The sequence below is a fragment of the Sphaerobacter sp. genome, from assembly GCF_019683595.1.
In the GTDB taxonomy this organism is placed as follows: domain Bacteria; phylum Chloroflexota; class Chloroflexia; order Thermomicrobiales; family Thermomicrobiaceae; genus Sphaerobacter.
The window spans coordinates 1-14,400 of record NZ_JADGHZ010000088.1 but is presented as its reverse complement, the minus strand read 5'-3'; the positions used below and the strand labels follow the sequence as shown (position 1 = coordinate 14,400).

13 protein-coding genes and 1 pseudogene are annotated in these 14,400 nt (G+C 69.4%); 7 read left to right on the top strand and 7 right to left on the bottom strand.

Annotated elements, in window-relative coordinates; translation table 11 throughout:
- The 3 genes and pseudogenes from IRZ30_RS10510 to IRZ30_RS10500 all read left to right on the top strand — a co-directional run.
- Positions 1 to 398: pseudogene (locus IRZ30_RS10510) on the top strand (hypothetical protein); the annotation flags it as partial.
- Between the two features lie 25 nt (positions 399 to 423).
- On the top strand, positions 424 to 1,425 hold the full coding sequence (locus tag IRZ30_RS10505; RefSeq protein ID WP_294085016.1) for a proline racemase family protein: 1,002 nt from the start codon (positions 424 to 426) through the stop codon (positions 1,423 to 1,425).
- Between the two features lie 48 nt (positions 1,426 to 1,473).
- A complete protein-coding gene (locus tag IRZ30_RS10500; protein WP_294085014.1) occupies positions 1,474 to 2,211 on the top strand; it encodes an HAD-IA family hydrolase in 738 nt (245 codons plus the stop codon).
- A gap of 293 nt (positions 2,212 to 2,504) precedes the next feature.
- Here IRZ30_RS10500 and IRZ30_RS10495 read toward each other — a convergent pair whose 3' ends face one another.
- Entirely contained in the window at positions 2,505 to 3,404 is a 900-nt protein-coding gene (locus IRZ30_RS10495) for a LysM peptidoglycan-binding domain-containing protein (RefSeq protein WP_294085010.1), read from the bottom strand.
- Positions 3,405 to 3,921: 517 nt separating this feature from the next.
- Here IRZ30_RS10495 and IRZ30_RS10490 point away from each other — a divergent pair.
- Positions 3,922 to 4,245, top strand: coding sequence for a hypothetical protein (locus IRZ30_RS10490; RefSeq protein WP_294085008.1), 324 nt, complete (start codon positions 3,922 to 3,924; stop codon positions 4,243 to 4,245).
- A 248-nt stretch (positions 4,246 to 4,493) separates the two neighbouring features.
- On the opposite strand, the gene IRZ30_RS10485 is transcribed toward IRZ30_RS10490, so the two are convergent.
- A complete protein-coding gene (locus tag IRZ30_RS10485; protein WP_294085007.1) occupies positions 4,494 to 5,090 on the bottom strand; it encodes a GNAT family N-acetyltransferase in 597 nt (198 codons plus the stop codon).
- A 122-nt stretch (positions 5,091 to 5,212) separates the two neighbouring features.
- On the opposite strand from IRZ30_RS10485, the gene ribA reads away from it, so the two are divergent.
- Together ribA and IRZ30_RS10475 are read left to right on the top strand one after the other, a co-directional pair.
- A complete protein-coding gene (gene ribA / locus IRZ30_RS10480; protein ID WP_294085006.1) occupies positions 5,213 to 5,902 on the top strand; it encodes a GTP cyclohydrolase II in 690 nt (229 codons plus the stop codon).
- Between the two features lie 43 nt (positions 5,903 to 5,945).
- Positions 5,946 to 6,773, top strand: a complete 828-nt coding sequence (locus tag IRZ30_RS10475) for an LLM class flavin-dependent oxidoreductase (RefSeq protein ID WP_294085005.1) — start codon at positions 5,946 to 5,948, stop codon at positions 6,771 to 6,773.
- A gap of 21 nt (positions 6,774 to 6,794) precedes the next feature.
- On the opposite strand, the gene IRZ30_RS10470 is transcribed toward IRZ30_RS10475, so the two are convergent.
- The 4 genes from IRZ30_RS10470 to IRZ30_RS10455 all read right to left on the bottom strand — a co-directional run bounded on the left by IRZ30_RS10470 (position 6,795) and on the right by IRZ30_RS10455 (position 11,030).
- The gene (locus IRZ30_RS10470) at positions 6,795 to 7,241 is read right to left on the bottom strand and encodes a DinB family protein (RefSeq protein WP_294085003.1); all 447 of its coding nucleotides are present in this window, start codon (positions 7,239 to 7,241) and stop codon (positions 6,795 to 6,797) included.
- A 37-nt stretch (positions 7,242 to 7,278) separates the two neighbouring features.
- Positions 7,279 to 8,136 (bottom strand): VOC family protein, encoded by an 858-nt coding sequence (locus tag IRZ30_RS10465; RefSeq protein ID WP_294085001.1) that lies wholly within the window; start codon positions 8,134 to 8,136, stop codon positions 7,279 to 7,281.
- A 114-nt stretch (positions 8,137 to 8,250) separates the two neighbouring features.
- Positions 8,251 to 10,029: a glycosyl hydrolase gene (locus IRZ30_RS10460; protein ID WP_294084999.1), complete on the bottom strand. Its 1,779-nt coding sequence runs from the start codon at positions 10,027 to 10,029 to the stop codon at positions 8,251 to 8,253.
- Positions 10,030 to 10,166: 137 nt separating this feature from the next.
- A complete protein-coding gene (locus tag IRZ30_RS10455) occupies positions 10,167 to 11,030 on the bottom strand; it encodes an HAD family hydrolase (RefSeq protein WP_294084997.1) in 864 nt (287 codons plus the stop codon).
- 141 nt (positions 11,031 to 11,171) lie between these two features.
- Here IRZ30_RS10455 and IRZ30_RS10450 point away from each other — a divergent pair, with 141 nt between their 5' ends.
- Positions 11,172 to 12,938, top strand: coding sequence for a thiamine pyrophosphate-requiring protein (locus IRZ30_RS10450; protein ID WP_294084996.1), 1,767 nt, complete (start codon positions 11,172 to 11,174; stop codon positions 12,936 to 12,938).
- A 134-nt stretch (positions 12,939 to 13,072) separates the two neighbouring features.
- Here the strand turns inward: IRZ30_RS10450 and IRZ30_RS10445 are convergent.
- Positions 13,073 to 14,400 (bottom strand): hypothetical protein (locus IRZ30_RS10445; protein WP_294084995.1); only part of this gene is annotated, 1,328 nt, incomplete at its 5' end.

Here is a 14,400-nt window from a genome sequence, read left to right as displayed (position 1 = left end):
CCCATTTTTTTTTTCAAGCAGACGACGGCAAACGCGATCGCTCAGTGTCTCGTGGGCTCGGGGGCATGTACCTGCTGGACGAGCTGCGGCGCGGCGCCAGCGGGACGATGACCGGCTTCGCCTACCCGGAGATCCTGGTCCGAATCTGGCGCGCCTGGGAGGCGGGCGATCGCGCGGAGGCCGAGGCGACCTATTATCGCTACCTGCCGCTGCTGGTCTTCGAGGGCCAGCCGAAGCTGGGCGTGGCGATCCGCAAGGAGATCCTGCGCCGCCGGGGCCTGATCGACTACGCGGTGCTGCGGGAGCCGGGCCCGCGCCTGGACGACGGCATACGGGAGGATCTCGAGGCCACGCTGCGGGCGCTCGCCATCGAGGACGTGTACCCGCCGCTCAGTTAGGGTCGGCGGACCGAAGAGGGGACAGATGGCCGGACGCCGGATCATCACCACCATCGATGCCCACGCGGGCGGGGAGCCGCTGCGCGTGGTGACGGCGGGGCTGCCGCGACTCACGGGCACGACGATGCTCGAGCGGCGGCGGGAGATGCGCGAGCACCACGACGCGGTGCGGCGCATCCTGATGTGGGAGCCGCGCGGTCACGCCGATATGTACGGCGCCATCCTGACGCCACCGGTGACGCCCGAAGCGGACTACGGGGTGCTCTTCATGCACAACGAGGGGTACTCCACCATGTGCGGCCACGGGATCATCGCCCTGACCACGGTGCTGCTGGAATCCGGCATGCACCCGGTGACGGGCGAGGAGACGGTCATCCGCTATGACAGCCCGGCCGGGCTGATCACGGCGCGCGGCACTGTCGTTGACGGCCGGGTCCGGCAGGTGGCGTTTGAGAACGTCCCATCCTTCGTCTACGCCCCGGCGGTCGAGGTCCAAACGCCGTACGGGACGTTTCCGGTGGCGGTGGTCTTCGGCGGTGCCTTCTACGCCCTGGTCGACGCCGACGTCGCCGGGTTGGAGGTCCGGCCGGAGCAGGTGCGGGACCTGATCGCCTTCGGCATGGCGGTCAAGCACGCGGTCGAGGCGCGGCTCGACGTGGTCCACCCACTGGAGCCGGAGCTGCGTGGGATCTACGGCACGATCATCTGCGGGCCGCCGGTCGACCCCGCGGCGCACGGGCGGAACGTGACGATCTTCGCCGACGGCGAGGTGGACCGCTCGCCGTGTGGCACCGGCACCGCAGCCCGGGTGGCCTACCTCTACGCCAACGGCCGCCTCGCGCTGGGCGAGCCGTACGTGCACGAAAGCATCATCGGCAGCCACTACACGGCGCGGGTTCTGCGGGAGACCCAGATCGGCGACATCGCCGCGGTGGTGCCGGAGGTTGCGGGTCGCGGCTACCTCACCGGTTTTCATACCTTCGTGGTCGAGGAGGACGACCCGTTGGCCGGCTTCCTCGTGCGGTGAGGCGGTGCCGCCGAACTCAATAGGCCTGACGGACAGGAGGCACGCCCGATGTCGGCACCGTGCTTTGCGTTCGAACTCGTGACGTTCGATGTCGGGCGGACGCTGCTCACGTTCCGGCCGGACCTCGCGCGCGCCTACGCCGAGGTACTCGCGGAGATCGGCTGCGAGGTCGATGAGGGCCGGCTCGAGGAGGCACTGAACGCCGAGTGGGATGCCGCGGCGCGGCGCCGGGCGGCGAGCGTGCCGCCGGACTACCGCGTCAGCGCCGCGGCCGGGGATGTGCGTCGCCGCACGTTCGTCACCAACGTGCTCCGCAACGCCGGAGTGCCCGACGCCGACCTGGAGCGCTGCGTGGCGGCGGTCCGGGCCGCCTACGACACGCCCCGGATGTATCAAGTCTACGACGATGCCATGCCCACCATCCGCGGGCTGTGGGACCGCGGGCTGAAGCTCGGGGTGATCGCCAACGCCCGCCCGGCCATCTCCCGTGTGCTCCTGGCTTTGGGCTTCGGCGAGTACATCGGTTTCTGGGTCATCTCCGAGGTGGTGGGGGTGGAGAAGCCACACCCGGCCATCTTCGAGCGGGCGCTCGCCCTCGGAGGCGCGGAGCCCAGCCGTGCGCTCCACGTCGGGGATGACTACGAGCGCGATTTCCTGGGTGCGCGGGCCGTCGGGATGGAGGCGGTGCTGCTCGACCGGGACGGCACCGGGCCGGAGCGGGACGCCGACGGGCGCCCGGTGCCCTCCATCCGGCGACTCGACGCCTTGCTCACCACGATCGGCTGAGCGGGATCATGAACGTTGACGAATGAACCTCGTCTCCCCGCCAGCCGCGCCCGTGACGCTGACATCCTGAGTGGAGCCGCCCCGGCGCAGCGAAGGGTGACAGCAACGCGAGGGCGGGTGGCCGCCGTGCCCGACGCTGCACAGGATGCGACGAGGGGAGTCGCGGGCTGCGGGCGAGTGGACACAGTCAATTCAGCAAACTCCACAAGCCCGGGGAAGAAAACAAGCCGGGTTCCGCGCGGGGAGCGCGTGTCCCGGCCCGTTCGGGTGCGCTGGATACCGTCCCGCCAGCGCTAGCGTGGCGGGACACCATGGTTGGCGATGTAGTCGCGAATGGCGAGGATGTTCTGGACGTAGCGGTTCGTCTCCGCGAGGACGCCGGTTCGTGCGACGCTGCCCGGCCCCTGGTAATACCCCGCCAGCGCCAGCTCAAGCGATCCGCCGAAGTGGTTGATGAGCCAGCGGAGGTAGGCCGTCCCGGCGAGTACGTTGTCTTCGACGCTGCCGCGGATGTCCAGGGGGCGCCCCACGACGAACTGCGACACCCACGCGCCGGTGTCAGGCAAGACCTGCATGACCCCGATTGCGCCCGACGAGCTGATGACGTGTTGCTGCCAGCCGCTCTCCTGCCAGGCGAGCGCCTGAACCAGCAGTGGGTCAAGCCCGTAGTCGTTCGCATAGCGCTCGATGATCTGCCGTACGTCCTGCGTCGACCCGTTCGCTCCGGCCGACCCGGTGGGGAGGGGGACGGCGCCCCCCGGCAGGGTCAGCGTGTGTCCGGCGTAGATGCGGTTCGCATCGGCGATTGCCGGGTTGGCCGCGAGGATGGCGTCGACAGTGAGGCCGCGGGCCACGGCGATGCTCCAGAGCGTATCGCCCGGTTGGATCGTGTAGGTTTCCGTCGGCGCGGGCTCGGAAGCTGCCATCGGGGCCGCGACCGGCTGGGCGGTGTCGTCAGCGGCGGTGGGAATAATGAGCTGCTGCCCGGCGTAGATCAGGTCGACATTGGCGATGCCGTTGGCCTCGGCAATGGCGTCGATCGTCACACCGTAGGTCGCCGCGATGCTCGTCAGTGTTTCCCCGACCATGATGGTATGCTGCGGTGCCGCGCTGACCGGCAGGCTTCCGAGAAGCGCGGTTGCGGCCATCGTTCCCGCGATTGCCGTCAACCGGCACCAGCGTGGAATCAACATGTCTTCCCTCCCAATTCGTCCGGTTGCAGAGTCGGGTTGCCGCACCGGCTTCCATACGGACACAGTGTACAGACACTCCCGATGCTTGTCAAAGTTTGCCAGTGAGACACATTGACTCCAGGTCACACCGGGAAACGGCCCCCGAAGGCAGTTCCGGGCGCCGGTGTGGACCCGCTGGCGGGATCGGCATGACGACCGGTCAGGAATCGGTGCTCGTGCGCGGTCGGTATGCCCCCAGGCAGTGTTTCGGCCTGGTACTCCGGCAAGTGCGGGTTGGGACCGATGGCTTCACCGTGGTGCCGTGCGGGCACGAACGGGGCCTTGTGGGACGCAAGGCCCGGTGCGGTGTGGCACTGTCGTACCGTTTGGCGAGTCCGATCGGCTATCGCCTGGGTACGACCGGGCATGAGGCCTAGGAATCTCGTCGTCTTCGGTTTCGGGACCGGTGCGTGATATGCCAGCAGCAGCGGGGCGATACTCATGGTGAGCGAGATCCACGGGGTAAGGGAGGGACGGCATGGAGCTGACGCTGGAGATGCTGCTGGCGATCGCGCTGGCGGTGGGCGTCTGTAGCATCGTCCTTTCAACGGTGCTGGACCGGCGCGGACCGTATCTGCTGATGGTGATCGGGGCGCGGAACGGGATTTTGCTGGCGCGGGTCGTGCTCTGGTCGCTCGCGATCCTGGCCGGTGCCGCGGGCTGGTTCGCCCTCTCCTGGGCGATGCCGAGTGTCGTGGCGGTCGCGCTCTTCTTCGCCCTGGAGGCGGGGCTGCTCGACATCTGCACCAACCGGGTCGCGTTCGTCTACAGCGTCGCTCCGACTGATCGCCGGATCCGATAAGCCGGATCGGACAGCCGGTTCCGGCCCTGTCATTCAGAGCGGAGCAGGGTCCGGGGGAGAAGGAGCGTTCCGCTGCCGGTGGTTCCGAGGAACGATCCTTCGCTTCCGCCGACCGGCGCGGGAGCAGCGGTCGGCGTCGCTCGGAATAACAAGAATCGAGGAATCACGCGTATGAGGAGAGTCACGGCGGTGCGGGGTGCGGGGCCGCGCCGCCGGTGTCTTTATTGGCGTCGCACCCCTTCGGCGCGCTAGCCCGCAGTCTTCCCCGGGTTTGCCTCGACTTGCTGGCGGAACTCATCCTCGAGAATGCTCATCAGAATCTGGTCGTGCCAGACGCCGTCGCGGTACAGATCCTCTCGGAGCACGCCATCCTCGCGAAAGCCGCAGGCGGTGTAGGCGCGGCGCGCCGCCTGGTTCTCGGCGACCACACTGAGCCACACTTTGTGCAGGCCGAGTCCACCATCGCTGGATGGGGTGAAGGCGTGTCGCAGGACGACGCGCAGTGTCTCCCGGGCGTAGCCTTGCCCCCAGACGTCGCGCTCGCCGATCATCAAGGCGAGTTCGGCCTTGCGGTGTTCCGGGTCGATCCCGAAGAGTGTGACGAAGCCAATCCGGTGGCGCCGCTCATCGCGTATCACCCAGAGCAAGGCGCCCTCGCGCCGATTGCGTGCGAGCCATTCTCGCATCTCCGCGCGCGTTGGCACGACTTGTGTGATCCAATAGCGCGTAACGTCCGGGTCGGACCGCCAACGGCGTACGTCGTCGAGATCGGCCTCCCCCAGCGGGGTGAGCGTGATGCGGTCGCCCTGGAGGGAGGCTGGCTCGGCCGGGGTGCGCGCGATCATCGTGGGTACCTCCTGATTCGCTCCTGGCGTAGGATCGGTTCGGGAGTATCCCGTCGGCTGGGCTGGCTTGCAGTGTACCCGGTCGGGCCCGGCCCGAGCCGAAAACCGGAGGGAACAGCGGTATGCATGTAAACGGATGGAGCGCCGACGCGGCGCCGGAGCCGCTCGGGATCCAGATCGCGGCCGAGGCAGACCTGCCCACGCGGTTCGGGCACTTCCGTGCCGTCGCGTTCAATGACGAGCGTGACGATCGGGAGCACGCCGCCTTCGTGCGCGGTGACGTGCGCGGCGCAGAGGGGGTGCTGGTGCGGCTCCACTCCGAGTGTCTCACCGGGGACGCGATCGGCTCGCTGCGCTGCGACTGCCGGGACCAACTCGAAGCGGCGCTGCGGCTGCTCGGCCAGAGCGAGCGCGGCGTCCTCCTCTACCTGCGGCAGGAAGGGCGCGGCATCGGCCTGACCAACAAGATCCGAGCTTACGCGCTCCAGGACCGTGGACTCGACACCGTCGATGCGAACCTGGCGCTCGGTTTCCACGACGACGAGCGCGAGTACGGGGCGGCGGCGCGGATGCTGGCCGCGCTCGGGATCCGCTCGATCCGGCTCTTGACGAACAACCCGGCGAAGATCGAGGATCTGGCGCGGCACGGGGTGCGGATCGTCGAGCGGGTGCCGCTCGTGATCCCGCCGAACGAGTACAACCGCTTCTACCTGGAGACCAAGGCACGGCGCTCCCACCATATGCTCGATTGGGACGAAGACACGGTCCTGGAGCAGGACGACGTCCCGCTGATCGGTGAGGATAGCCACTGAGGGAGCCGTCGTTCCCGGGGTGAGGACGGGAAGAGAGGGCGACATGGCAGGGACCAGGCGCGGGTTCGGGATCGCCGCGGCGGTGCCGGCGGAGGTGACGCGGGCGACCGCGGCCGAGGCCGAATCGCTCGGCTACGACTCGTTCTGGGTGAACGATACGCCGCAGGGGGACGGGCTGGCCGCGCTGGCCGAGGCGGCACAGGTGACGACGACGATCGCGCTCGGCGTCGGGGTGATCGCGCTCTCGCGGCGGAGCCCGGAGAGCATCGCGGCGCAGGCCCTCGGTCAGACGGGCGCGGGGGGCGATGTAGGGACCCGTCTCCCGCTCGATCGTCTCCTGCTCGGCGTCGGCAGCGGCGCGGGCGGCCGTGGCGCGCTGGAGCGCGTGCGCGATGGCGTGCAGGCGCTGCGGGAGGCGCTCGACGCGACGATCTACATCTCCGCGCTGGGTCCGAAGATGTGCCACCTGGCGGGGGAGGTGGCCGACGGTGTCCTCTTCAACTGGCTCACTCCGGAGCACGCCAGGCGGTCGGTGGAGTGGGTTCAGGCCGGTGCGGCGAAAGCGGGGCGGCCGACCCCGGCGCTGGCGGCCTACGTGCGCGTCGCGCTGGGCGACGACGCGGCGCGGCGCCTCACGGAGGAAGGCTCCCGCTACGCCCGCATCCCGGCTTACGGCGACCACTTCCGGCGCATGGGTGTCGCGCCGGTGGACACCTGCATCGCTGCGTCGACCGCCGAAGAGATCCAGGAAGCGCTGGCGGCGTGGGACGGCATCCTCGACGAGGTCGTCGTGCGCGCCATCACGCCGCACGACACGGTGGAGGAGACACTGGCGCTGGTGCGCGCGGCGGCACCGCGGCGCGCGGGGTAGGCGGGACCGAGCCGCTGCGGGCTAGCCCTCGCCGCGCGCCTGGCGCAGGTGCGCGGCGTCGTGGTCGACGAGTCGCTCCACCAGGTCCTCGACGCTCACCTCGCCGAATTCTTCGTGGATGCCGGTGCGCTCCCAGTCCTTGAGCGCCAGGTTCATCAGCAGCGACAACGTCTCCCCGCGCTCGTTGGCGAACTCGTCCAGCACCGTGCGCAGGTCCTTGGAGGCGTAGTCGTGCTCCCGTGCGGCGCGGTCGGGGTCGAAGCTGCGCAGGTAGGCGCCCTCGCGGGCGAGGATCGTCTGGATCCGCCCGCGGTAGACCCGCTCGACGTCGACCAGGTGGGCGACGATCTCGGCCAGACCCCAGTGCTCGTTGGAGCGAGGCGCCCCCTCGGCCTCCGGCGCCAGCGCGACTAACTGCTGCGGCGTCTCGGACAGCGCGTCGATGAGCTCGCGAAACACGTCCTGCATGTCGGAGGTCCTTCCGTCTGGGGGCGCGCCCCAGGCATCAGCCCGCCGCGGCGTCGGTCAGGTGCCAGGTCACGCCGAACGGGTCGCGGAAGACGAAGGAGTGCGGCCGGTCATCCGTCACCGGGAACGACCGGATCAGTGCCTGGGCACGGATGGTCAGCAGCGTGCCGGGTGAAACGCGCAGGCTGATGTGGTCCAGCCGCGGCTCGGTGAAGATCGCCCCGCGGCCCGCTTCCCGCAGCACCAGAGAGAGCGGGGGGTGGCTGAGGTACACCAGATCGACGTATACCCCCTGGCGCAGCCCCTCTTCCCAGTCGTAGTCGGACGGGAGCCGTACCCAGTTGCCGTTCTCGCGGTGGGCCCGCAGCACCACGTCCATCTGGAAGAAATCCCGGTAGAACTCCTCAGCCTTCCGGATGTTGGCTACCCGGATCGCCAGATGGTCGATCGCCTCGATGACCAGCGAGCGCTCGGCCTGGCTGACCGGACCTTCCGGAGCGGGTGAGAGCGCATACGGCTGGAGGACCGCGTCCGTCGTCTGTAGTGCCGACCCGGGCTCGCCCTGAACCCTGCTCGCCATCTCGTCGTGCTCTCCCTCGATCATTGCCTTGAGCCCGGCGGCATCCGTGTCCGCCAGGCGAAGCCGCTCGCCGCCGAAGAGTGCGAACCGGGCATCGGCCGCCTCCGGCTGCTCCGCTTGCCACTGGTAGATCGCGTCGATGATGTCGTGAGCGTGGGCGACGACGGTGATCTCGACGCGCCCCTCGCCAGGCCGGTGGATGGTAATCGTCTCGGCGTACGGGGTCCGCTCGACAACTGCCTGTGCCTCCTCGGCGAGCGCCTCCGGCACGTCCAGGATGAAGCGATAGGTCATCGTGTCGTCACTCCGCGCCACACTCCCCCGATCCTCGGGGGCCACCAGCCACAGACGGGCAGCCGCCGGGCTGCCTCGCCCGGCGGCATTGTAGCATCCCCATCGTGCCCGGACGGCCGGGGTGGCGTGGTTGGATCAGCGATACCAACCTGGGCTGCTGAGGACCTGGTTGCCGAGGTGCCCGAGAAGGACCTCGTAGGGCGTCCCCTTGTTCTCCGGGTGCCACTCAAAACGGGCGCGCTCGAAGTACTGCACCGTCAGGCCGTTCTCGGTGATCTCGCCGCTGATCGGGTAGCCGAACATGGCGAGGCCGCCGTTCTTTTCCCAGTAGTCCTTGAAGCCGAACGAGATGTAGTGCCCGGTTTCCGGGAAGTAGCGGCGACTCGGATCTTCCTTCGCCGGGGGCGGCTCGGCCGGGAACTCGCGCCCGCGCGTCACGTAGCGGCCGAGCAGACCGAACTGCACCTCGTAGGGCGTGCCGCGGAACTCGGGGAAGTACTCGAACCGCGCGCGCTCGAAGTACTGCACGGCGCGGCCTTGGACATAGAAGACCTCGGTCTTCGGGAAGCCGAACATGGCCAGCCCGCCCTTTTCTTCCCAGTAGCGGAGGAAGGGGTCGCGCAGCGTGTGGCCCGTTTCCGGGAAGTAGCGGACGCGCTCGCCGAGATCGGGCGGCGGCGGCACCGGCGCGGTCGGCGCGCGGTCGGGCCGGGCGAGCGACTGGTAAACGCTGAAGGCCGGCTTCCGCGGCCAGGGCGTGGCGTCCGGTCCGTAGCGCTGGGAGGAGTCGCGCAGCCGGACGAGGCCCCAGTTCGCATAGGTGCCGCCGCCGCCGAAGTCCTCGTACTTGAACCAGAAGACGCGCTCGACGTAGGGCGCCTGGTCACGCAGCGTGGTGTAGACCCCGTACAGGTAATCGGCCTGCTCCCGCTCGCTGGCGGTCGGGTCCATGATCCCGAAGTTGGTCCACTCGGGTGGCGCGGCGGGCCAGCCGATCTCGGTAACCCAGATCGGCGTCGTGTCGCCGTGCGACTCCTGGAGGCTCCGCAGCTCCTCCAGGTGCGCCAGGAGTTCCGCCGGCTGGAGGTAGTAGGGGTGGATGGAGATGCCGTCCCAGGGGTAGCGGCCGTGCTCCTTGAAGTAGCGCTTGACCGCGGGTGACTCGAAGACCTTGCGCAGCCACTCGAAGTGCTCGTCGCGGCCGTTCTGGACGTCGTGGTCGTGGAGCAGGCTACCGGCGATGAACTGGACGCTCGGGTGGGCCGCCTTCTCGTTGGTGTAGATGTCGGTGACGATCTGGCCGTAAATGTCCGGGTTCACCGCCTTCTCGCGGCCGTTCGTCTCCCAGTGCAGGAGCTGGTTGGCGTTCGGCTCGTTCAGAATCTCGTAGGCCTCGATGGCTTCGCCATAGTGGTCCAGGATCTCGTGCACGCGCTGGACGTAGGTGCGGCTGTACAGGTTCCGGCCGTCGGCGTCGGGCTTATCGTTGATGTGCTTGAACTGATAGGTCTTGTCGAGATCGCCCACGATGCCGGTACCGAGGACAGCCAGCGTCTTCAGCCCGTAGCGCGGCGCACTGTCGAGGAAGTACCAGTCGTGCTTGGCCCAATCGATTCGACCGGGGCCAATCGGTTCGTCGTACTCCGCGTGAAACTCAACCCGGACCCAGCGTGCCCCCATCTCGGCCATGCCGGCGTGGAGATTGTCGAGGAAGGTGCGGTTGACGTCGTTGGGGAACTTCTCCGGGTTGGTGTTGTACTCGTACCACGGATCCCGACCGACGATGCCGAAGAAGTCCTGCGGATCGGACATGTCCCGTGCGGCGGCAGGTTCCGGTAGGCTCACGGGGAGGATGAGTGCGATCAGGAGGATGAGGCAGACCCGGACACCGCGCGCAGAAGCGCGAGGCTTCACGATGCGAACCCTTCCCATTCCCAACCCGTCATGCGACCCGATGGCGGGAATCCCCGCCATTTCCCTAAACGCGCGGCACCCCGGAAGGTTCCAATCGGGTGGGGTGCCGAGGCGCGTGCCGTGCGGCGGTAGCCGTGTCAAGACAGCCGCGGCTCCCGGCCGTCGAGCCGGGCGAGGACGAAGCGCTCGATGGCCTCGGCGACGCCGTCTTCATCGTGGCCGCGAACGACCACGTCGGCACGGGCCTGGACGTGCGCCGGGGCATTGCCCATAGCGACCCCCACGCCGGCCGCCTCCAGGAGCGGCAGGTCGTTGTCGCCGTCGCCGACGGCCACCACGTCCGCCATCGTCAGCCCCAGATCGGCTGCGAGCTTCGCCACCCCGCTGGCTTTACTCACGCCCGGCATGTGGAGGTTGGCGGCCCAGAGGTTTGCCTGTCCCCACGGGCCGTGGTGGTAGGCCGGGATGCCGATCTTGTTCGCCAGTTCCGTTGTTACCGGTCGCAGCCGATCGTCACTGCTGAAGAGGTCGACGGTGAGGATGTGCGGTTGCTCCGGCAACTCCGACCAGGGGAGACGGAGCGTCTCCTGAATGCGCGGGCCAACGTAGCCCGCCACGGCGGCCTCGGACTCAGGCGGGAGGTTGTCGGGCAGGAGAATGCGTTCCCCGGCTTGCGGTCCCTGGAGCAGGACCGGCGGCAGGCCGGCCTCGCGCGCTGCGGTAATGACCTGCGCCAGGATCTCTCGGGTGAAGGGCGTCTCGTGCAGCGGCTGGTCTTCTTCCGTGCTCCAGACCAGCGCCCCGTTATAGACCACCAGGGGCAGGTAGATCCCCAGATCCTCGACGACCGGGCGTGTCGAGCGCACTCGCCGGCCGGTCGCCAGGACGACCTCCACGCCCCGTGCCCGTGCCTCGGCAATCGCCGCGCGCACGCGCGGGGTGACGATGTCCGAGGGATCCAGCAGAGTCCCGTCGATGTCGAGTACCAGCAGTCGCGCCATGCATTCCTCCCGCTGATGCGCCCAGCAGCCCACCGTGAATCGTACACGTCCGGCGCCCGGCATGCCCGGCACAGGCCGGGAGCGGCGTTAGCCCCTATAATGCGAGCCGAAAGCCACACACGATGAGAGGAGGCGCAGGGAATGGCGACGACGGAACCCGGCCCCGGCACCGCCGGGCCGGCAGTGACGCGGGTGGATGTCGGCGAAACGGCGGAGGGGTACGTCGAAGCGCTGATCGCGCAGGGAGTGGAGTACCTGTTCCTCAATCCCGGGACGGACACCTTCCCGATCCAGGAGGCCTTGGCCAAGCTTGAGAGCCTGGGCCGGCCCGTCCCGCGCACGGTGCTGTGCCTCTTCGAGATCGTCGCCCTGGCGGCCGCCCACGGCTACTACGCGGCAACGGGACGGCCGCAGGCGGTGCTGGTCCACGTCGACGTCGGCACCCAGAACCTGGGCGGGATGCTGCACAACGCCCAGCGCGGCCGCGCGGGCGTGGTCATCGCTGCGGGGCGGGCGCCGTACACGACGGACCCGGCCATGCGCGGCAGTCGTGACAGCTACATCCACTGGCTCCAGGAGCAGTTGGACCAGCACGGGATCGTGCGCAACTACGTGAAGTGGGACTACGAGATGCGGCGTGCCGACCAGGTGGGCGAGGTGGTCGGGCGTGCCTTCCAGATCGCCGCCAGCGACCCGCCCGGTCCGGTCTACCTGACGCTGCCGCGCGAGCCGCTGATGGAGCGCGTCGGGGCGATCGACATCTACCAGCCGGAGCGATTCCGCCCCGCGCACATCGGCGCAGGTGATCCGGACGCGCTGCGCGAGGTGGCCCGGCTCCTGGTCGCCGCCAAGCGACCGGTCGTGCTGACCGCGAACACCGGACGGACGGAGGCCGGATTCCGGGGACTAGTGCGGCTGGCCGAGCTCCTGGCGCTCCCGGTGGTGGAGTGGCGCGAGCGGGTGAACTTCCCGTCCGACCACCCGCTCCACCAGGGCGAAGACCCGGGCACGCTGCTGACGGAGGCCGACCTTGTCGTCGTCCTCGACCAGGACGTGCCCTACATCCCGAAGCAGACCCAGCCCGCCCCCGGCGCGACGGTGGTCCAGATCGGCCTCGACCCGATCAAGGAGCGCATCCCGCTCTGGTCGTTCCCGGTGGACCTGCCGATCCGGGCTGACACCGGCCGCGCGCTCGACCTGATCGCCGACGAGGCGACGAACCTGCTGACGGTGTCCGACCGAGAGCGCATCGCGGCGCGGCGCGAAGCCCTCGCCGCACGCCACGAGCAGCTTCGCGAGGCGTGGCAGGAGGCCGCGCAGGCCGCGCGAAAGCGGCCGATGGGCGTGGCCTGGGTGGGCCACTGCCTTGGGCAACTCCTGCAGGAAGCTCCGGACTGCCTGGTCGTCGACGAGATGGTGACCAGCAACCGCGCCGTCTGGCAGCAAGCCCCGGCGCGGGAGCCGGGCACCTGGTTCGGCAGCGGCGGCTCGGCGCTCGGCTGGGGCCTCGGGGCCGCGCTCGGCGTGAAGCTGGCGAACCCGGACCGGCCGGTGCTGTCGGTCGTGGGCGATGGCTGCTTCGTCTTCGGCGCACCGCTGGCGGCGCTCTGGGCGATGCAGACGCAGTCGGCGCCGGTCCTGATCGTGGTCCTGAACAACTCGTGCTACAACGCCACCAAGCGCCCGCTGGTCGCCAACTACCCGGAGGGCTACTCGGTGCGCCAGGATCGCTTCGTCGGGATCGACCTGCTGCCTGCGCCCCGGTACGACAAGATGGCCGAGACGGTCGGCGGCTATGGCGAGCGGGTCGAAGACCCGAACGACGTCTTGCCGGCACTGCGTCGCGGCCTGGAGCGCGTCCGCGCGGGCCAGACGGTCGTGCTCGATATGGTCCTGGCGCATCCGTAGCGGGCGTCATCGTCATGCGTGATGCGTCATGCGTCATCCGTCATGGGTGTTCCGTATTGCGTAGTGCGTACTGCGTCGTTCTCCCCTCTCCCCTCGTGGGAGCGGGGCCGGGGGTGAGGGGGACGCATGACGCCTCACGATGCCGGGTCGCGAGTGGGCAGCTCGTGGGGCGTATCGGCGGGCGGCGTTGCTTGCGTGCGGGTCGCGCGGGTGAGGAGCAGCAGCGAGGTCCCCGGCTCGATCTGGGTTTCGAGTGGCGGAGCCAGTGAGGGGGTGCTGTCCCGCTGCACGATCCCGGCGAGCACCGCGCCGCGCTCCAGGGCGCGACGGTAGAGCGCATCGAAGCGCGCGGGGCTCCTGTTTTCCGGCAGGCGGACCGTTCGAAGGGTCGTCCGGTAGGGGTCGAAGAGCGCGGCCAGCACCGGCGTGATGTCGGTGCGCAGCAACGTCCAGGCGAGCGTGCCCCCGATCATCTCGGCGGCGCCCGGGAGGTTCGCCCCGCCCGCGTCCTGCGCCAGGAGATCCGCGTAGGTGCTGGAGTAGGCGACGGCCAGCACCGGGACCGCGCCCTGGACGATCTGCTGCGTCGCCAGGTAGCTGAAGACGGCGGCTGCATCCGGCGCGCGTGGATGCTCTGCCACGTCGCCGCTGACGATGATGGCGTCAGGCTTCGTGGCCGCGATCGCCTGACGCAGCGTGCTCCCGTCGGTCGGGTCGCCGTCGAGATAGCGAATCGTCAGCCTGTCGAGCACCCAACCGGGCACAGCCCGGGAGCGCCGCGATTCCGGAGTCTGGCTCAACGACGTGACATGGAACCGCGCGGCCGGGGCGATGGCAAGTTCCCGCAAGAGTGCCACGATCCGGCCATTGAATCCGGCGACGAGCACGGTGCGGACCTCGAGGTCGGGCACCGACGGGTCGACGCCCTCCCACTCCGGTGGATCGGTCGCGGGCACCGCTCGGAGCGCGCAGGCGGCCGCATCCGGAGCGAAGACGATGGCCGCGTCGTCAGGGCCGAGCACCGTGCTCGGGTCTGGCGCGATCAGCGGCTGGGGCGAGCCGCTCCGCGACGTCACGATGCCGACGGGCACCGCCGCGGTCAGGTACCCGACTACGTCGCGGAACGGGATCCCGGACAACCGGTGGTCCCGCACCAGATGCAGGCCGGGCCCCTCGCCGCTGACCAGCAGGTCGCGCACCGCCTTCCCCCAGGCGGGGGCGGTCAACTCCAGCGCGAGCATGCCGGTGATAATCCGATCGAGAACCACGTCATCGAAGTGCGGTGGGAGGATCGCCTTCGCCGCGTCGGCGTGCTCGCCGGCGTAGAGCACGACGCTGACGAGCGGCGTCGTGTCGGGAGACGTGCCGTCCCTCTGGTCGAGATACCCGGCGAGTGTCGCCGCAGCCTGCACGGCGTTGGCGTCGGCGGCGCCGAGGCTCGGATCCGGCGTCCCTGCGCCGC

Coding starts and splice junctions, on each gene's coding strand:
- IRZ30_RS10505 (WP_294085016.1), top strand. CDS start 424: ATGGCCGGACGCCGGATCATCACCACCATCGATGCCCACGCGGGCGGG.
- IRZ30_RS10500 (WP_294085014.1), top strand. CDS start 1,474: ATGTCGGCACCGTGCTTTGCGTTCGAACTCGTGACGTTCGATGTCGGG.
- IRZ30_RS10495 (WP_294085010.1), bottom strand. CDS start 3,404: ATGTTGATTCCACGCTGGTGCCGGTTGACGGCAATCGCGGGAACGATG.
- IRZ30_RS10490 (WP_294085008.1), top strand. CDS start 3,922: ATGGAGCTGACGCTGGAGATGCTGCTGGCGATCGCGCTGGCGGTGGGC.
- IRZ30_RS10485 (WP_294085007.1), bottom strand. CDS start 5,090: ATGATCGCGCGCACCCCGGCCGAGCCAGCCTCCCTCCAGGGCGACCGC.
- ribA (WP_294085006.1), top strand. CDS start 5,213: ATGCATGTAAACGGATGGAGCGCCGACGCGGCGCCGGAGCCGCTCGGG.
- IRZ30_RS10475 (WP_294085005.1), top strand. CDS start 5,946: ATGGCAGGGACCAGGCGCGGGTTCGGGATCGCCGCGGCGGTGCCGGCG.
- IRZ30_RS10470 (WP_294085003.1), bottom strand. CDS start 7,241: ATGCAGGACGTGTTTCGCGAGCTCATCGACGCGCTGTCCGAGACGCCG.
- IRZ30_RS10455 (WP_294084997.1), bottom strand. CDS start 11,030: ATGGCGCGACTGCTGGTACTCGACATCGACGGGACTCTGCTGGATCCC.
- IRZ30_RS10450 (WP_294084996.1), top strand. CDS start 11,172: ATGGCGACGACGGAACCCGGCCCCGGCACCGCCGGGCCGGCAGTGACG.